This is a genomic window from Aestuariivirga sp. (genome assembly GCF_046294715.1).
GTDB lineage: Bacteria > Pseudomonadota > Alphaproteobacteria > Rhizobiales > Aestuariivirgaceae > Aestuariivirga.
On record NZ_JBKBKI010000002.1, the window covers coordinates 254,893 to 273,234 of the forward strand.

Consider the following 18,342-nt stretch of genomic DNA (forward strand, 5'->3'; position numbering starts at 1 on the left):
GCGAAGCGTGAAGGCTGTATAGCCGATTGCCGTGGCGTTCCGCAATGGCTGGCGCTAACAGGCAGGTCCTGGAGGTGACCTTATGAAAGCCGCCGTCTTCGAAGCCTATCGCGGTCCGCTGGACATCCGCGCCGTGCCCGATCCCGCCTGTCCGCCGGATGGAGTGGTGCTGAAGGTCGAGGCCTGCGGGGTCTGCCGGTCTGACCATCACGGCTGGAGCGGGGCGGACCCGGACGTGTCGCTCCCGCATGTGCCGGGCCATGAGTTCGCCGGCACCGTGATCGAGGCGGGTCCCGCCTGCCGGAGCTTCCGCAAGGGAGACAGGGTGACCGCGCCCTTCATCCTCGCCTGCGGCGATTGCCCTGATTGCCGGGCGGGCGAGCCCACCATCTGCAACCATCAATATGTGGTCGGTTTCTCCGGCTGGGGCGCCTTCGCCGAACGCCTCGCCGTGCCGCGCGCCGATTTCAACCTGGTGAAGCTCCCCGACGCGCTGGGTTTCGCCGAGGCCGCCGCCATGGGCTGCCGCCTCACCACTGCCTTCCGGGGCCTCGTCGATCGCGCGGCACTCCAGCCAGGGGAATGGCTGGCGGTCCACGGCTGCGGCGGCGTCGGCCTTTCCGCCGTGATGATCGGCGCTGCACTGGGCGCGCAGATCCTCGCCGTGGACATCAACGAGGAGGCGCTCGCCATGGCGAAGGCGCTGGGCGCCAACGCCATCCTCAACCCCGCCCGGGTGGATGACACCGCCGAGGTGGTGCGCGGCATCACCGGCGGCGGCGCCCATGTCTCGGTGGACGGCCTCGGAATCACCGTCACGATCGAGAACTCCCTCCGGGGCCTCAGGAAACTCGGCCGCCACGTGCAGATCGGCCAGCCCTTGGGCCCCCACGCCAAGCCGCCCATCCCCCTGCTCGAAACCGTCTATGCCCGCCAGATCCAGATCCTCGGCACGCGCGGCATCGGCGCCAGCCGCTTTTCTGCCCTCATCGGCATGATTGCCGCGGGCAGGCTCGATCCCGCGCGCATGATCACCCGCCGCATTCCCCTCTCGGAGGCGGGCGCAGCCCTCAGGGCCATGGACGGCTATGGCTCCGCCGGCGTCACCGTGATCGACAGGATGGACGCCTGAGGAGGTCCGAGGCGCTGGCATCGCGCGTGGCCCGGTGGCATACTGCCCGCATGCCATCCCCCTCGCAGCTGAAGCCCGGCGACCATCTCTACCTCATCGATGGGTCTGGGTATATTTTCCGCGCCTATCACGCGCTCCCGCCCCTGACGCGCAAGTCCGACGGGCTTCCCGTAGGAGCTGTCCAGGGCTTCTGCAACATGCTCTGGAAGCTGCTGAAGGAGACGAACGCCGGCCAGAAGCCCACCCATCTCGCCGTCATCTTCGATCATTCCTCGCGCTCGTTCCGCAACGACATCTACCCCGCCTACAAGGCCCAGCGTCCGGAGCCGCCCGCCGATCTCCGTCCGCAGTTCGGCCTGATCCGCCAGGCCACGCGCGCCTTCAACGTCGCCTGCGTGGAACAGGAGAACTACGAGGCGGATGACCTCATCGCGACCTATGCCAGGCAGGCGGTGGAGTCCGGCGCCACCTGCCGCATCGTCTCCTCCGACAAGGACCTGATGCAGCTGATCCGCCCCGGCGTCGCCCTCTATGACACCATGAAGGACCGCGAGGTGGGCGAGGCCGAGGTCCTCGAGAAGTTCGGCGTCGCCCCGGAAAAGGTGATCGACATCCAGGCGCTCGCCGGCGATTCGGTGGACAATGTGCCGGGCGTGCCGGGGATTGGCGTCAAGACGGCGGCCCAGCTCCTCACCGAATATGGCGACCTTGAAACGCTCCTGGCGCGCGCCCCCGAGATCAAGCAGCAGAAGCGCCGCGAGAACCTGATCCAGTTCGCCGAGCAGGCCCGCATCTCGAAGAAGCTGGTGACGCTCGACGAGCATGTTCCGGTGGAACACGATGTGGCGAGCTTCGCGGTGGACAGCCCGAAGCCCTCCCAGCTCATCGGTTTTCTCAAGGCGCTGGAATTCTCGACCTTCACCCGCAAGGTGGCGGGCGAGCTCGATTGCGATGCGGCGGCAATCGAGCCCACTCCCGTCGAGGTGAAGTTCTGGCCGCCAGAAGGGGCACAGGCGCCTGAGGCGGAGGCGGCGCCCCGGCCCGCGCCCAAAGCAGCGCCAGCAGACCAGCCGCCAGCCGCCGCGCCTGCCGCCTCGGCCGGCGATGCCGCCCTGCTTGCCATTCCTTTCGCCCATGCGGACTACGAGACGGTCACATCCCTCCGTGTGCTGACGGAATGGCTCGAAGCCGCACGTGAGACGGGACACCTCGCGCTCGACACGGAGACGGACTCGCTTGACGCGATGCGCGCCAATCTCGTCGGCGTCTCGCTCGCCCTTCGGCCGGGCAAGGCCTGCTACGTTCCGCTCGGCCACAAGGCGGGCGGCGGCGGTCTGTTCGGCGGCGAGCTCGTCGAAGGCCAGATCCCGCTCGACCAGGCGATCGGGGCGCTGAAGCCCGTCCTCGAAGACCCGGCCGTCCTCAAGATCGGCCAGAACCTCAAGTATGACATCGAGGTCCTGAAGCGGAACGGCATCGCCGTCGCCCCCATCGACGATACGATGCTGATCTCCTACGTCCTCGAATCGGGCGATGTCGGCCACGGCATGGACGAGCTGGCCGAGCGCCATCTCCGCCACAAGTGCATCTCCTTCAGGGATGTGGCGGGCTCGGGCAAGTCGATGATCACCTTCGACCGCGTGCCCGTCGCCGATGCCACCCGCTATGCGGCGGAGGACGCGGACGTCACCTTGCGGCTGTGGCTGCTGCTGAAGCCGCGGCTCGCCGCCATGGGCAAGCGCGCCGTCTACGAGACGCTGGAACGGCCGCTCGTCCAGGTCCTAGCGGCGATGGAGATGGAGGGCATCCTCATCGATCCCGAGCTCCTGAGGCGGCTCTCCAACGATCTCGCCACCTCCGCCGCCGAGATCGAGAAGCATGTCTATGCGCTGGCGGGCGAGCGCTTCAACATCGGCTCGCCCAAGCAGCTGGGCGACATCCTCTTCGGTCGCATGGGGCTGCCGGGCGGGCGGAAGACGGCGACCGGCGCCTGGAGCACGGATTCCGATGCGCTGGAGGATCTCGCGGCGCAAGGCGTCGAGCTCGCCCGCCGCGTGCTGGACTGGCGCCAGCTGGCCAAGCTCCGCTCCACCTACACGGATGCGCTGCCCAACTTCATCAACCCCGAAACCAGGCGCGTCCACACCTGCTATTCGCTCGCCGCAACGTCGACGGGCCGCCTCGCCTCGACCGAGCCCAACCTGCAGAACATCCCCGTGCGCACCGAGGAGGGCCGCAAGATCCGCTCCGCCTTCATCGCGCCCGAAGGATCGAAGCTGGTGAGCGCCGACTACAGCCAGATCGAGCTCCGCGTGGTGGCCCACGTGGCCGACATTCCGCAGCTCAAGAAGGCCTTCGCCGAGGGCCTGGACATTCACGCCATGACGGCCTCCGAGATGTTCGGCGTGCCGGTGGTGGGCATGGACCCGATGGTGCGCCGCCGCGCCAAGGCCATCAACTTCGGCATCATCTACGGCATCTCGGCCTTCGGCCTCGCCAACCAGCTCGGCATCGGGCGCGAGGAGGCGGGCGAATACATCCGCACCTATTTCAGGCGTTTCCCCGGCATCAAGGACTACATGGAGTCGACGAAGCAGCAGGCGCGCGAGCAGGGCTATGTCGAGACGGTGTTCGGCCGCCGCATGCATTTCCCGCGGATCAAGTCGCCCAACCCCTCGGAGCGCGCCTTCCTCGAGCGCGCCGCCATCAATGCGCCCATCCAGGGTGCCGCCGCCGACATCATCCGCCGCGCCATGATCCGCATGCCGGCGGCGCTCGAGGGGGCCGGCCTCTCCGCCCGCATGCTGCTGCAGGTCCACGACGAGCTGATCTTCGAATGCCCCGACGCCGAGGCGGAGAAGACCATGGACGTCGCCCGGAAGGTGATGGTCGGAGCGCCCGAGCCCGCGGTGAGGCTCAGCGTCCCCCTTCAGGTCGACGCCCGCGCCGCGCAGAACTGGGAGGCGGCGCATTAGGATTAACGATGTCAATCAGCAGAAGGCACGTCCAAGGAAGAGATGCCTACAGCTGATTAGGAATAAAGTCAATACCCTCTCTCACCTTCTCGCGTCGGCGCATCTCATGGGAGATGGGAGAAGGAATCGGGAGCCTCACGTTCCGCAGAACGTCCGGTACACCTTTTCCGTCTCGCCCGGCGGCTCGGCATAGGCCTCCGCTCCCGCCTGTTCCTCATAGGGACTCGACAGCACACGGAGCATTTCCTCGAAGGGCGCATAGTCCTGGCGATCGACCGCCGCCCTGATCATCGCCTCCACCCGGTGGTTGCGGGGGATGTAGGCGGGGTTCACGGAGCCCATCAGGCTGCGGCGCTCCGCTTCCGTCTGGGGGTCCCGCGCCAGGCGCTCGCGCCATGTCGGCAGCCATCCGGCAAGGGCTTCGGGTTCTCCGCCATGGCTCAGCGCCCGGAACGTGATGGTGAAGTCGGCCCTGGCCAGCTGCATGGCGTCGAGCAGCGCCTGGATCAGCTCGAGGTCGCCCTCCTCTTCGGAGACGAGCCCGATCTTGCGCCGGAAGCCCGCCAGCCAATGCCGGGTATAGATCTGCGGGAAGCCCTCGACGCGGGCGGTGGCGATGCGGATCGCCTCGTCCCTGTCCTCGTCGAGGAGGCTGAGCAGCGCCTCGGCCAGCCGTGCCAGGTTCCACATGGCGATCGGTGCCTGGTTGTCATAGGCATAGCGGCCGTATTCGTCGATCGAGCTGAACACCGTGGCGGGGTCGTAGGCGTCCATGAAGGCGCAGGGGCCGTAGTCGATGGTCTCGCCCGAAACCGCCATGTTGTCGGTGTTCATCACGCCGTGAACGAATCCCACCTGCACCCAGCGCGAGACGAGGCGCGCCTGCGCCTCCATCACCGCATCGAGGAAGGCGAGCGCCGGGTTCTCCGCCTGCGCGAGTTCCGGGTAGTGCCGCGCGACCGCGTGGTCGAGCAGCGCCTTCAGGGACTCCACATCGCGGCGCGCCGCGAAGAACTGGAAGGTGCCGACCCGGATATGGCTCGCCGCCACCCGCGTCAGCACGGCACCCGGCAACGCAGTCTCGCGGTAGACCTTCTCGCCGGTCGTTGCCGCCATCAGCGCCCGGGTGGTGGGAATCCCCAGCGCATGCATGGCCTCGCTCACCAGGTATTCGCGCAGCACCGGGCCCAGCGCTGCCCGCCCGTCGCCACGGCGGGAGAAGGGCGTCTGCCCGGCCCCCTTGAGCTGGATGTCGCGCCGCCTGCCGTTCTGGTCCACCACCTCGCCGAGCAGGATCGCCCGCCCGTCGCCGAGCTGCGGCACGAATTGCCCGAACTGGTGCCCGGCATAGGCCTGGGCGAGGGGCGAGGCCCCCGGAGGCACCACGTTCCCCACAGCCATTTCGGCTGTGAGGGCCTCAGGGTCGATGCCCAGTTCCGCCGCCAGGCCTTGGTTCACCTTGATGAGCCGCGGCGCCTCGACGGGCGTGGGAAGGACTCCGGCATGCATGCTCCCCGGCAGCCGGGCATAGCTGTTGTCGAAGGCGATGGCGGATCGGGCGCTGGTTTGGGGCAAGGCTGTCATGCTCTTCAATATAGGGCGTGCCGTCCTGGAGTTCCCGGGAAAGGAAACATAAAGATTCCTTTATGTCGACATGGACAGGCCCCCGCGCCGCTGCTATAGGACCCGCCGACCAAAGGACAATCGAGGACGAGCCATGACCCGCGCCCACCACGACTATCACGTTGCCGACATCAAGCTGGCGGACTGGGGCCGCAAGGAAATCGACATGGCGGAGGTCGAAATGCCGGGCCTCATGGCCACGCGGGCGGAATATGCCTCGCTCCAGCCGCTGCGTGGCGCCCGCATCTCGGGCTCCCTCCACATGACGATCCAGACGGCGGTGCTGATCGAGACGCTGGCGGCGTTGGGCGCAGACGTCCGCTGGGCCTCATGCAACATCTTCTCCACCCAGGACCACGCCGCCGCGGCGATCGCCGCCGCCGGCATCCCGGTCTTCGCCTTCAAGGGCGAGAGCCTGAAGGACTACTGGGAGTTCACCGCCAGGATCTTCGACTGGCCGGACGGCCAGCCCTCCAACATGATCCTCGACGACGGCGGCGATGCCACACTCTATATCCTGCTCGGCTCCAAGGCCGAGAAGGACCCCTCCCTCATCGCGCACCCGAAGAGCGAGGAGGAGGAATATCTCTTCGCCGCCATCAGGAAGCGCATCAAGGAGCAGCCGGGCTGGTTCGACAAGGTCAAGGCGGCGATCAAGGGCGTCTCGGAGGAGACCACCACCGGCGTCCACCGCCTTTACGAGCTCCAGAAGCGGGGCGAGCTGCCCTTCCCGGCGATCAACGTCAACGACAGCGTGACCAAGTCGAAGTTCGACAACAAGTATGGCTGCCGCGAGTCGCTGGTGGACGCGATCCGCCGCGGCACCGACGTGATGATGGCCGGCAAGGTTGCCGTGGTGGCGGGCTATGGCGACGTGGGCAAGGGCTCGGCGGCGTCCCTCAAGGGCTCGGGTGCCCGCGTCATCGTCACCGAGGTCGATCCGATCTGCGCCCTTCAGGCGGCGATGGACGGCTTCCAGGTCCAGACCATCGAGGACGTGGTGGCGACCGCGGACATCTTCGTCACCGCCACCGGCAACAAGGACGTGATCACGGTCGATCACATGAAGCAGATGAAGGACATGGCCATCGTCTGCAACATCGGCCACTTCGACAACGAGATCCAGGTCTCGGAGCTCCGGAACTTCAAGTGGACCAACATCAAGCCGCAGGTGGACATGATCCACATGCCCTCCGGCGCCCGGGTGATCCTGCTCTCGCAGGGACGGCTCGTGAACCTCGGCAACGCCACCGGCCACCCGAGCTTCGTGATGTCCGCCTCCTTCACCAACCAGACCCTGGCGCAGATCGAGCTCTTCACCGCGGCCGGCACCGGCAAGTACCGCAACGAGGTCTATGTGCTGCCGAAGCACCTGGACGAGAAGGTGGCCCGACTCCACCTCGACAAGCTCGGCGTGAAGCTCACCAAGCTCAGGGACGACCAGGCCACCTATATCGGCGTCACCCCCCAGGGCCCGTTCAAGCCGGAATATTACCGCTACTGAACACTGGCGCATTCCGGCGCCGGCTTTCTTTGGCTATACCTTCCGGCGGGGCGGATGGCGTGCTGATTCGTGCGGCATCCCGGGACTTTGACCGGAGAGATCATGGGCGCCGGTTTCGGCTACAGCTTGGCGGGCGATCCGATTGCCCTCATCGCGGTCTTGGCCGTGGTCGGGGTCTTCGGCTGGGCGCTGTTCAGCGTCCGCCGCATGGTGCGCGATGAGATCGCCGCCCGCCGCCGCATCGCCGAGCTCGAGATCCGCCTGAACGAGGCCGAAGCGGCGATTGCCGCCGAGGCGCATGTGCTGGTGATCTGGCGCGGCCGCGCCGAGACACCGGACCGGGTGGTGGGCTCCATGCACGGTGCGGCGAACGTGCCCGCGGAGGCCCGCGATCTCGTCGACTTCCGCAACTGGCTGGAGCGCGATTCGGCCGCGGCACTCGGCACATGCCTCGATGAGCTGCGCCATCAGGGCACTCCCTTCAACATCGGCATCCGCACGGCGGGGGGCGAGCTTCTCGAAGCCGACGGTCGAACGGCGGGAGGCTTCGCCACGCTGCGCTTCCGGCCGCTCTCGGGGGAGCGGCGCAACATCGCGGCCCTGGCGCATGATGCCCACAAGCTCGGCAAGCAGGTGGAGCGGCTGAGCGCTCTCCTCGATGCCGCGCCCTTTCCGGTCTGGCTGAGGAGTGCTGACGGCAAGCTCGCCTGGGTGAACCAGGCCTATGTCGCTTCGGTCGACGCGCCGGACGGCGACAGCGTGATCGAGGGCGGCATCGAGATCATGGGCCGCGCCAGCCTCGACAGGGCGAGCGCCGATCCCGCCTCGGGCTGCGCCGGCCGCATCCATGCCGTGGTCGGAGGCGCGATGCGCGCCCTCGACATCTACGAGGTCGCCGTCTCGGACGGCAGGGCCGGCTTCGCCGTGGACATGACGGCGCTCGAGAATGCCGAGAAGGAACTCGACCGCCACATCAAGGCCCATACCTCGACCCTCAACAAGCTGGACACCGCCATCGCCATCTTCGGCCCCGACCAGCGGCTCCGCTTTCACAACGCCGCCTATGCGGCGCTCTGGCCGCTCGATTCCAAGTGGCTCGACACGCATCCCACCGACAGCGAGATCCTCGACCGGCTCCGGGCGCTGCGCTGCATTCCGGAACAGGCCAATTACCGCGAGTGGAAGACCAAGCAGCTCCAGGCCTACACCACCCTCGAAACGCGCGAGAACTGGTGGTACCTGCCCGACGGCCGCTCGCTCCACGTCGTCTGCGAGCAGCACCCCTTCGGCGGCGTCACCTATCTCTATGAGAACGTCACGAAGGAAATCCAGCTCGAGAGCCGCTACAACGAGCTGATCGGGGTCCAGCGCGAAACGCTCGATAATCTCGAGGAGGGCATCGTTCTCCTCGGCTCGGACGGGCGGCTCAAGCTGTTCAACCCCGCCTTCGCCCGGTTCTGGAAGCTCGATCTCGCCTTCCTCGAGACCGAGCCGCACATCGAGGACATCGCCCGTCACGGCCGCCGCATGGTGGCCGAATCCACCGCCTGGGACGAGGTCCGCTACAGCGTGACGAAGCTCGACGCCGAACGAAAGCCCGTCACCGGCAAGATCACCGCCGCCGACCGCATCCTGCAATATGTCGCCGTGCCGCTGCCTGACGGCAACACGCTGCTCACCTTCGCCGACATCTCGGATTCGACCCGCATGGAGCGCGCGCTGCGCGACCGGGCGGACGCGCTCGAGGCCGCCGACCGCCTCAAGAACATGTTCCTGTCGAACGTCTCCTACGAGATCAGGACGCCGCTCACCAGCATCCTTGGCTTTGCCGAGGGCCTGCAGATGGGTCTCGCCGGCCCGCTGACGCCGAAGCAGCAGGACTATGTGCGCGACATCCGCCGCTCCTCGACGGACCTGAAGACCATCATCGACGCCATCATCGACCTCACCGCCATCGACGCCGGCGCCATGGAGCTGAAGCTCGAGAAGGTCGACGTCACGGGACTTCTCGAAACCGTGGCCGACAAGCTGGCGCAGGCCATCGACGATCGCGACCTGACGCTCAACATCGAGGTCGGCGCCGACGTCACGAGCTTCATCGCCGATCCCAAGCGTGTGGAGCAGGTGCTCTCCAACCTCCTCTCCAACGCCATCGGCTTCTCGGAGCCGGGCGGCACCATACGTGTGGGCGCCCGGCGTTCGCGCAACGCGCTGCAGATCTGGGTGTCGGATTCGGGCCGCGGCATCGAGCCTGAGTTCCAGCAGCAGGCCTTCGAGCGCTTCCAGTCGCGCCCCGTGCCGGGCGGCCACCGCGGACCCGGCCTCGGGCTCGCCATCGTCAAGAGCTTCGTCGAGCTGCACGAGGGCCAGGTCTCGCTCCTCTCCAAGATCAACCAGGGCACCACCGTGCTCTGCACCTTCCCCCTCGATGGCCCCGGCAGTGTGCAGCGCGGTCTCGGCGCGCAAGAGGCGCGGAAGACGGCCTGAACCATGCAGATCACCCGCCGCTTCGAAACGGTCTCGGCCCTCGAGGGCTTCGCTGCCGAGCTCTCGCTCTTCGCAAGGCCCGGCATGGCTTTGCTGCTCAAGGGCGATCTCGGCGCGGGGAAGTCGACCTTCGCCCGGGCCTTCATCCGCGCCCTGGCGCCTGAGAAGGATTTTGACGTCCCGAGCCCCACCTTCACGCTCGTCCAGGCGTATGACGAGACGCGCATTCCCGTGGCCCATGCCGACCTCTATCGCATCACCTCCATCCAGGAGCTCGACGAGCTGGGACTGGAGGAGCTTCTGAACACCCATGTCCTGGCCGTCGAGTGGCCGGAGAAGATCCTTGGCTGGGCGCTCGATCACCGGCTGCTGGTGGAGCTTTCGGGGTCAGGCAGCCGGCGCGACGCGGCGATCACCGCCACGGGCGCTTGGCAACAGGCACTCGCCCGCAACGATGCGATCATGTCCTTCCTGGGAGCGACGCGCTGGGCCGGTGCCGAACGCCGCTTCCTCGAGGGCGACGCTTCCTTCCGCCGTTACGAGACGCTCCACACGGGGAGCGCCGCCGCCGTGCTGATGGACATGCCGGCGAGGCCCGATGGCCCGCCGGTGAAGGACGGAAAGCCCTACAGCGCCATCGCCCATCTCGCGGAAAACATCCGCGCCGTCGTGGCGGTGAACAATACCCTCTCCGGGCGCGGCTACAGCGCGCCCAGGATCGAGGCGCATGACCTCGCCCAGGGCTTGGCGGTGATGGAAGATCTTGGCCGCAAGGTCTATGGCCGCATGATGCTGTCCGGCGAAGACATGCGCGAACCGATGGAGGCTGCCGTCGCCGTTCTGGCGGACATGGCCTCCCGGTCCTGGCCCTCCGAGGTGCCGCTTCCGGATGGCGGCGTCCATCGCCTCCCGCCCTATGACATCGGCGCGCAGCTGATCGAGGCGGACCTGTTGCCGGCATGGTTCTGGCCACATCTCATGGGCTCCGGCATTCCCGCGGCGGCGCGCGAGGACTTCGAGGCGATCTGGCGCGAGCTCCTTCCGCTGACGCAAGCCCCGAAGCCGGTCTGGGTGCTGCGCGACTATCATTCGCCCAACCTCCTCTGGCTGCCGGAGCGCCAGGGCTTGGCACGCGTCGGCATCATCGACACGCAGGACAGCGTGCTGGGTCATCCCGCCTATGATCTGGCCTCGCTCCTCCAGGATGCCCGCGTCGACATCGCGTCGGAGGTGGCGGACGGGCTCTACGCCCACTACGCGGGCCTCCGCGCCGGCGATGCGGCCTTCGACCCTGAGGAATTCCGCCTCGCCTTCGCCGTGCTCGGCGCGCAACGCGCCACCAAGATCCTCGGCATCTTCGCCAGGCTCTCGAAGCGCGATGGCAAGCACGGCTATCTCCGCCACATCCCGCGCGTCTCGCGCTATCTCGAGCGCAACCTCGCCCACCCACGCCTCTCGAGGCTCAGGAGCTGGTTCGACCGCCACCTGCCGCCCGATCTGCGCGAGCAAGCCCGATGACGGGTATCGGCGACATCGCCATGGTCCTCGCCGCGGGCTTCGGCAAGCGCATGCAGCCCCTCACGCTGACGCGCCCCAAGCCGCTCGTCGAAGTCGCCGGAAAGCCGCTCATCGCCCACGGCTTCGACCGCCTGCGCGCGGCCGGGGTGAAGCGCGCCGTCGTCAACGTGCATTACCTGGCGGACCAGATCGAAGCCTGGGCGAGCCGCCAGGCCGCGCCCGGCATCATCATCTCGGACGAGCGGGCGGAAATCCTTGATACCGGTGGAGGTGTCACGAGGGCGCTGCCACTTCTGGGCGAGGCGCCGTTCTTCGTCATCAACAGCGACAGCTTCTGGGTGGATGAAGGCGAGCCGGCGCTTGATCGGCTGCGCGCAGCGTGGGACGATGCCGCAATGGATTGCCTCCTCCTGCTCTCGCCTCTCTCGCGCACTGTCGGTTATGATGGCGGGGGCGATTTCGTGCGCAAGCCCGATGGCCGCCTGTTGCGCCGCAGGCACGCGCAGGGGGAGGAACCCCTGGCCTTCATCGGCGGCTATCTCGCCTCGCCCCGCCTGTTCGAGAGCGCGCCGGCGGGCGCCTTCTCGATGAATGTTCTGTGGGACCGGGCCATCGACCGTGGCCGTCTTTATGGCCTCGTGCATCGCGGGCGCTGGATTCACGTCGGGACGCCCAGCGCCATTGCCGGGGCCGAAGCGGCGCTCGAAGGATGAGCGATGCCCGCCGAAGCCCCGCGGTTGTTCACCGTATCGCCCGACAAGCCGTTCCTGGAAGTCCTCGCCCGCGCCGTGCTCGGGGGATTTCCCTGCGCTGACGGGCAGCCACCCGGCACCCTCGACCTCGCGCGCTGGACGATCCTGCTTCCCACCCGGCGCGCCGTGCGGGAGCTCGAGGACATGTTCTTCCGGCTCGCCGGCGGGTCCGGTGTCGTGCTGCCGCGTATCAGGCCGCTCGGCGACATCGACGAGGACCTGCTGGCGCCGGAGCATGAAGGCGACGAGCTCGGCACGGCGGTGAGCGCGCCGGGCCAGCTCCTCCTCCTCACCGACCTGATCGACGACTGGGCCGGGGCCAATCCCGAAACGCGGCTCGCCCGCGAGATCGCCGAGGCGCCCCACCAGGCGGGTGGTCTTGCGGCCTCGCTCGCCGAACTTCTCGATGCGCTGGAGACCGAGGACGTCGACGGCGCCCAGCTGCCGAAGCTCTATGACATCGAGACCGCCCGTCACCGCGAAGCCATTCTCGACTTCCTCGCGATCGCACGGGAGAAATATCCCGCGCGCCTGGCGTCCGAGAAGGCCATCGGCCCGCAGGCCCGCCGCTCGGCCATCCTGCGGCGCGAGGCACGGCGGCTCGAATTCACCCGCACCGCGCGGCCCTTCATCGCCGCGGGCTCGACCGGTTCGATCCCCGCTACCTGCACGCTCCTGAAAGCGATCGCCGGACTCCCCAACGGTGCCGTCGTTCTTCCCGGCCTCGACCAGACGATGGACGAGGCGAGCTGGAACGCGGTGGGCCCCACCCATCCGCAGCACGCGCTGAAGCAGCTGCTGGCCCGGCTCGGCGCCACCCGCCAGATGGTGAACGAGCTCGGCGAAGGCGCGCCGGGGCCGCGCTGCTGGCTGGTGAGCGAACTCATGCGCCCGGCCGAGACGGCCCATCTCTGGCACCGGTCCCTGAAAGGGAGCGAGGCGACGGTCGAAGCGGCGATGAAAGGCGTCGAACTCGTCGAGACGCGCAGCATCCAGGAACAGGCGCTGGCCGCCGCATTGATCCTGCGCGAGTGCCTCGAAACCCCCGGCCGCACCGGTTGCCTCGTGACGCCGGACCGCCAGCTCGCCCGCCGCGTCAAGGTGGAGCTCAGGCGCTGGAACATCGACATAGACGATTCCGCCGGCGAGCCGCTGGTCCGCCATGGCGGCGCATCCCTCCTCAACCTGCTGCTCGAGTGCCTGCTGCAGAACTTCGCGGCCGAGCCGCTGGCGGCCCTTCTCCGCCACGATCTCGCGGTCTTCGGCCTTCCCGCCGAGGAAGCGCGCCATCATGCGAGCCTGATCGAGCTGGCGCTGCTGCGCACCGGAACCGGAGCGCCGGAAATCTCGAGGCTCCCGCATGCGCTCCGCCTCGCCAGCGAGCCGGCGAACCGCAAGGCCCTCCATCTCCTGCTGCGCGGTGTGGGCGATGCGCAGTGGGAGAAGACCATCGCCCATTGCGCGCGCATATCCGGGCTTCTGGGGCCGCTGGCGGCCAGTCCGGCGGAAGGCCTCCGCGGCCATCTCGACCGCTTGGCCGCCGTTTGCGAGGCGATCGCCGGCGAGGCCTTCTGGCTGGGCGAGGGCGGGGATGTCCTGGCCGACGCCTTCGACCTCCTGCGCCAGGAGTCGCGCTTCCTCAGGAGCTGCGACCTGGCGCGTGCCGCCGCCATCATCCGGCACTGGCTGCACGCCATTCCCGTTCGCCGCCGGGAGCACAACGCCACGCCGCTCAGCATCCTCGGCCTGCTCGAGGCGCGCCTGATCCGCGCCGACGTCATGGTGCTGGCGGGGCTCAACGAAGGCACCTGGCCCGGCGCGACGGATTGCGGGCCCTGGATCAACCGCCCGATGCGCGACGTGCTCGGCATGAAGCAGCCGGAAGCCCAGATCGGGCAGACGGCGCATGATTTCGTGCAGGCGTTCGGCAACCGCGAAGTCAAGCTGCTGTGGTCGCGCCGCATCGGCGATTCGCCCGGAACCCCCTCGCGCTGGATCCACCGCCTGCTGATGATCCTGGAAACGGCGAAGCTGAAGGATCGCGCTGGCAAATCGACGTGGCCCCAGCTTGCCCGCAGCCTGTCGGAGCCCCTCGCCGTGACGCCGGTTGCCAAGCCGAAGCCGCGCCCGCCGGTGGCGCTCCGTCCGAAATCGCTCAGCGTCACGCGGATCGAGAAGCTGGTCCGCGACCCCTATGCCATCTATGCGCGCTACGTGCTGGGGCTCGAGCCGGTGAAGCCCATCTCCGCCACCCCCGACCCGGCGCGCCGTGGGATGATTTTCCATGCCGCCATCGGCGATTTCCTCACGGCCTATCCCGCGCATCTTCCGCATGACGTCGCCAGTGAGCTGGAGCAGCTTGGCAGCCGCCATTTCCAGGAGATCGCCGACTACCCAGGCCTCGTCAGCTTCTGGTGGCCACGCTTCCGCCGGATCGCGCGGTGGATGGCGGATGAGGAGCCCCGTCTGCGCCGAGGCGTCGAGCGCGTGCTTGCGGAATGGGGCGGCGCGCTCGAAATACCGGTCGGCGGCGCCAGCTTCCTCCTCACCTGCCGCGCCGACCGCATTGACCTGATGGCGGACGGCACGGCGCGCATCATCGATTACAAGACGGGCACGGTGCCGAGTGCGAAGAAGGTCGAGGCCGGCCTCTCGCCCCAGCTCACGCTGGAGGCTGCGATTCTGGCGCGCGGCGGCTTTCGCGATCTGCCGGCCCGCGCGACGGCCGAGATCACCTATGTGAAGCTCTCGGGCGGCGATCCCCCGGGCGAGATCGAATCGCTGGCCCTGCCGGTGATGGATTTGGCGCAGAAGCACCTCGCTGAGCTCGAAAAGCTGCTGGCCGCCTATGCCTCGGAAGCGCAGGCCTATCACCCGCGCGCCATGATGGAGAAGGAAGAGGACGAGGGCGACTACGATCACCTCTCGCGCTTTCGCGAATGGGCGCTTTCGGGAGGCCTGCCTTGAAGCAGAATCCCGCCGCGAGCCAGGCGCAGCTGAAGGCCTCGGACCCCGGAGCCACCGCCTGGGTCAACGCCAATGCCGGCTCCGGCAAGACCCATGTGCTGGTCGACCGCGTGGTGCGCCTCATGCTGGGCGGCACCGAGCCCTCGCGCATCATGTGCCTCACCTTCACCAAGGCGGCGGCCGCCGAAATGGCCAACCGGCTCTTCGAGCGGCTGAGCAAGTGGATCGCGCTCGATGATGCCGCGCTGGCGATGAAGCTCGCGGAGCTGGGCTCGCCCGGAGCGGATGCGGCGCTTCTCGAGCGGGCCCGGCAGCTCTTCACCCGCGCTCTCGAGACGCCGGGCGGCCTCAAGATCCAGACGATCCACGCCTTCTGCGAGCGCGTGCTGCAGCTCTTCCCTGTCGAGGCCGGGATCGTCCCCCACTTCACCATGCTGGACGACCGCGAGGCCGCCGGCCTGCTGCAGCGCGCACGCAATGCGGTGCTCACGACGGCGAAGGCGGACGGGTCATCGCCGCTGGGCTCGTCTCTGCTGGACATCGCCAGCCGCGTCAGCGCCGAGGACTTCGACCGGCTGCTGACGCAACTGCTCGCCAAGCGCGCCAGCCTCCGCCAACTCTTCGACGAGGAGGCCGGGCTGGCGCGGGCGGAAAGCCTCCTCCGCCAGCACCTGTCCCTCGAACAGGGCCTCACGCGCGAGAACCTGCAGGCGCGGCTCGCCTGCGACGTGAAGCGCTATCTCGCATTGGCGGAGCTTCTCGATGGCGGCAGCAAGAGCGAGAAGGAAACAGCGGCCCTGATCAGGCGCGCCTGCGCCGCTGAGGGCGTCAGCCTGCTGGACCTCAAATCGGTGCTCCTTACCGACAAGGAGGAAATCCGCAAGTCGGTCGCCAACAAGACGACCCATGACAAGCATGCCTGGATCGACGCGCTCGTGAAGCCCGACCAACACCGCCTCCACGAGGCGCTGGGACTCATGGGCGATCTCGAATGCCTCTCCGCCACGCTTTCGGCGCTGCGCCTCGGCGGCGCCATCGTGAAGGCCTTCGAGGAGGAAAAGCGCGCCCGCGGCGCCTATGATTTCGACGATCTCATCATCAAGACCGGCGAACTGCTGCGCGAGCGGCCGGATGCCGCCTGGGTGCTCTACAAGCTCGACGGCGGCATCGAGCACCTGCTCGTCGACGAGGCGCAGGACACGAGCCCGATGCAGTGGGAGATCGTCCGATCACTGACGGACGAGTTCTTCGCCGGCGAGGGCCGTCATGGGCGGAAGTCCCGCACCCTCTTCGTGGTGGGCGACAGGAAGCAGTCGATCTATTCCTTTCAGGGTGCCGATCCCGGCGTGTTCGAGCGCGTGCGCGAGCAGGTGAAGGCGGAGGTCGAGGCGGCGGGCCAGGAATTCCGCTCGGTGGATTTCAGCGTCTCCTTCCGCTCGGCGCCCCGGATCCTCGAGGCGGTCGATCTCGTCTTCGCCCGCCAGTCGGAGGCCCGGAAGGGGCTCGACGGCGCTCGCGAACAGGATTGGCATCACGAGGCGAACCGCCGCGAGGCGGAAGGGACGGTCGAGATCTGGCCGCTCCACGAGCCCGAGGAGAAGGAGGAGCCGAACCCCTGGCAGGCTCCTGTTGATCGCGAGCCCGCCCGCTCGCCCCGCCGCAGGCTTGCGAAGGAACTGGCGACAACGATCAAGGGTTGGCTCGGCCGGCGCGTCCTCGCGGCGCGCAACCGAGCGGTCGAGCCGGGCGACATCCTGATCCTGGTGAGGAGCCGCAACAGCTTCTTCGACGCGATGATCCGCGCCCTGTGGAACGAGCATGTGCCCGTCGCCGGGGCAGACCGGCTGAAGCTCGGCGAGAACATCGCGGTACTCGACCTGCTTGCGCTGTCGCAGTTCGCGCTGATGCCCGAAGACGATCACGCGCTGGCCTGCATCCTCAAGAGCCCGATCCTTGCCGCACCCCTGAGCGAGGAGGAGCTGATGGCGGTGGCGGCAGGCCGCGGCGGACTCTCGCTCTGGCAGAGCCTCGGGCAGCGCGCGGAGAAACCCTATGCCGACGCCGTTCGCCTGCTTTCCCCGCTGATCGCCGAGGCGCCGCGGGCACGGCCGTTCGAGTTCCTGTCGGGCGTCCTGGCCAAGTCGCGACTCCGCTTCCTCTCCCGACTCGGCTCGGAGGCCAATGACGCGCTCGACGCGCTGCTCGACCGCGCCCTCGATTACGAGGAGGCGCATGGCACCTCGCTCGCCGGCTTCGTCAACTGGTTCCAGGCCGGAGAGATCGAGATCAAGCGCAACATGGAGCAGGGTTCTGGCGAAGTGCGTGTGATGACCGTGCATGGCGCCAAGGGCCTCGAAGCGCCGATCGTCATCCTGCCCGACACGGCGGGAGGCCACGAATCGAAGCGCAGCGACCTTCTCCTGATGCTGGAGGGCGGCGACGGCCACGCCAAGGTGCCGCTCTGGCCGGTGCCGCGGCTCAAGTCGGCGAAGGTGGCGAAGCAGCTGAAGGCGGCGCAGAAGGATGTCGAGATCGCCGAGTACCGCCGCCTGCTCTATGTCGCGATGACGCGCGCCTGCGACGAGCTCTATGTCTGTGGCTACCGCGGGGAGCGGGAGGCGATGGAGCATTGCTGGTACAACACCGTGCTCGCCGCGCTGAAGGCGGGAATGACGCCTATCGAGGGCGGGCGCGGCTGGCGGAGCGGAGCAGCACCAAGCTGGGCAGACGATGCCGCCGCCTCCTCCGGTCCCGGCCCCTCTCCCGACTGGCCGGCCTGGATCGGCCGCGGGCTCGAGGAGGCCGCAATCGCCGCGGCGGAACAGAACCAGCCCCGGCGGCGCAGCGGGGCTGGCGTGGAGCGCGGCATCCTCATTCACCGCATCCTTCAGCACCTTCCAGACCTCGCGGAGGCCGAACGTGCCGCCCATGTCGAGGCGGCGGTGAAGCGGGCGGGGGCCGATCCCGCTCTCGCCTCCCAGCTCCTGGGGCTCATCGCCGATCCGGTGCTGGCCGAGATCCTCTCCTCCGACGGGCATTCCGAGGCCTCGCTCATCGCGCAGGGGCCGGAGGGAAAGCCCGAACGCCGCCGCATCGACCGGCTGGTGATCACCCCCTCCGGAATCCTGGTGGCGGATTACAAGACCGACCGCGAGGTGCCGGATACGCCAGAGCAGTGCAACCCCGAATACCTGATGCAGATGGCGGCCTACCGGGACGCGCTCCGCCTCGCCGAACCCGGCAGGCCGCTGCGCTTCTGCCTCGTCTGGACGGAGGCGCCGAAGCTGATGTCCCTTCCCGATGGCCTCCTCGACCGCATGGCCGCCCTGCGCCGGACCCGGCCTTGACCCGGCGGGGGCCGCCTCCTACTTTCCGTCAAATGAC

9 protein-coding genes are annotated in these 18,342 nt (G+C 68.1%); 8 read left to right on the forward strand and 1 reads right to left on the reverse strand.

What is annotated here, in order from left to right; genetic code table 11:
• The first annotated feature begins 82 nt into the window (after positions 1-82).
• Both ACK4HL_RS02945 and polA read left to right on the forward strand, forming a co-directional pair.
• On the forward strand, positions 83-1,132 hold the full coding sequence (locus tag ACK4HL_RS02945; RefSeq protein ID WP_409756530.1) for a zinc-dependent alcohol dehydrogenase family protein: 1,050 nt from the start codon (positions 83-85) through the stop codon (positions 1,130-1,132).
• A gap of 68 nt (positions 1,133-1,200) precedes the next feature.
• The gene (gene polA / locus ACK4HL_RS02950) at positions 1,201-4,107 is read left to right on the forward strand and encodes a DNA polymerase I (RefSeq protein WP_409756564.1); all 2,907 of its coding nucleotides are present in this window, start codon (positions 1,201-1,203) and stop codon (positions 4,105-4,107) included.
• A gap of 135 nt (positions 4,108-4,242) precedes the next feature.
• Here the strand turns inward: polA and ACK4HL_RS02955 are convergent, their stop codons facing one another.
• Positions 4,243-5,691, reverse strand: coding sequence for a protein adenylyltransferase SelO (locus ACK4HL_RS02955; RefSeq protein WP_409756531.1), 1,449 nt, complete (start codon positions 5,689-5,691; stop codon positions 4,243-4,245).
• 133 nt (positions 5,692-5,824) lie between these two features.
• On the opposite strand from ACK4HL_RS02955, the gene ahcY reads away from it, so the two are divergent.
• The 6 genes from ahcY (at position 5,825) to addA (ending at position 18,305) form a co-directional block, all read left to right on the forward strand.
• Positions 5,825-7,234: an adenosylhomocysteinase gene (gene ahcY / locus ACK4HL_RS02960; RefSeq protein ID WP_409756532.1), complete on the forward strand. Its 1,410-nt coding sequence runs from the start codon at positions 5,825-5,827 to the stop codon at positions 7,232-7,234.
• Positions 7,235-7,336: 102 nt separating this feature from the next.
• Positions 7,337-9,721 carry an ATP-binding protein gene (locus tag ACK4HL_RS02965; protein ID WP_409756533.1) on the forward strand — a complete coding sequence of 795 codons (2,385 nt, stop codon included), beginning with the start codon at positions 7,337-7,339 and terminating at the stop codon, positions 9,719-9,721.
• A gap of 3 nt (positions 9,722-9,724) precedes the next feature.
• Positions 9,725-11,239, forward strand: a complete 1,515-nt coding sequence (gene tsaE, locus ACK4HL_RS02970) for a tRNA (adenosine(37)-N6)-threonylcarbamoyltransferase complex ATPase subunit type 1 TsaE (protein ID WP_409756534.1) — start codon at positions 9,725-9,727, stop codon at positions 11,237-11,239.
• Complete coding sequence (locus ACK4HL_RS02975; protein ID WP_409756535.1) at positions 11,236-11,952, forward strand: nucleotidyltransferase family protein; 717 nt, start codon at positions 11,236-11,238, stop codon at positions 11,950-11,952. Before tsaE ends, ACK4HL_RS02975 begins: the two co-directional genes overlap by 4 nt.
• Before the next feature lie 3 nt (positions 11,953-11,955).
• Positions 11,956-14,958: a double-strand break repair protein AddB gene (gene addB / locus ACK4HL_RS02980; RefSeq protein WP_409756536.1), complete on the forward strand. Its 3,003-nt coding sequence runs from the start codon at positions 11,956-11,958 to the stop codon at positions 14,956-14,958.
• Entirely contained in the window at positions 14,955-18,305 is a 3,351-nt protein-coding gene (gene addA / locus ACK4HL_RS02985; protein ID WP_409756537.1) for a double-strand break repair helicase AddA, read from the forward strand. The genes addB and addA overlap by 4 nt, the downstream gene beginning before the upstream one ends.
• The last annotated feature ends 37 nt before the right edge of the window (positions 18,306-18,342 follow it).

Bases quoted from the DNA above. Each gene is read 5' to 3' on its own strand.
- ACK4HL_RS02965 (WP_409756533.1), top strand. From the start codon at position 7,337: ATGGGCGCCGGTTTCGGCTACAGCTTGGCGGGCGATCCGATTGCCCTC.
- ACK4HL_RS02945 (WP_409756530.1), top strand. From the start codon at position 83: ATGAAAGCCGCCGTCTTCGAAGCCTATCGCGGTCCGCTGGACATCCGC.
- ACK4HL_RS02975 (WP_409756535.1), top strand. From the start codon at position 11,236: ATGACGGGTATCGGCGACATCGCCATGGTCCTCGCCGCGGGCTTCGGC.
- tsaE (WP_409756534.1), top strand. From the start codon at position 9,725: ATGCAGATCACCCGCCGCTTCGAAACGGTCTCGGCCCTCGAGGGCTTC.
- ACK4HL_RS02955 (WP_409756531.1), bottom strand. From the start codon at position 5,691: ATGACAGCCTTGCCCCAAACCAGCGCCCGATCCGCCATCGCCTTCGAC.
- ahcY (WP_409756532.1), top strand. From the start codon at position 5,825: ATGACCCGCGCCCACCACGACTATCACGTTGCCGACATCAAGCTGGCG.
- addB (WP_409756536.1), top strand. From the start codon at position 11,956: ATGCCCGCCGAAGCCCCGCGGTTGTTCACCGTATCGCCCGACAAGCCG.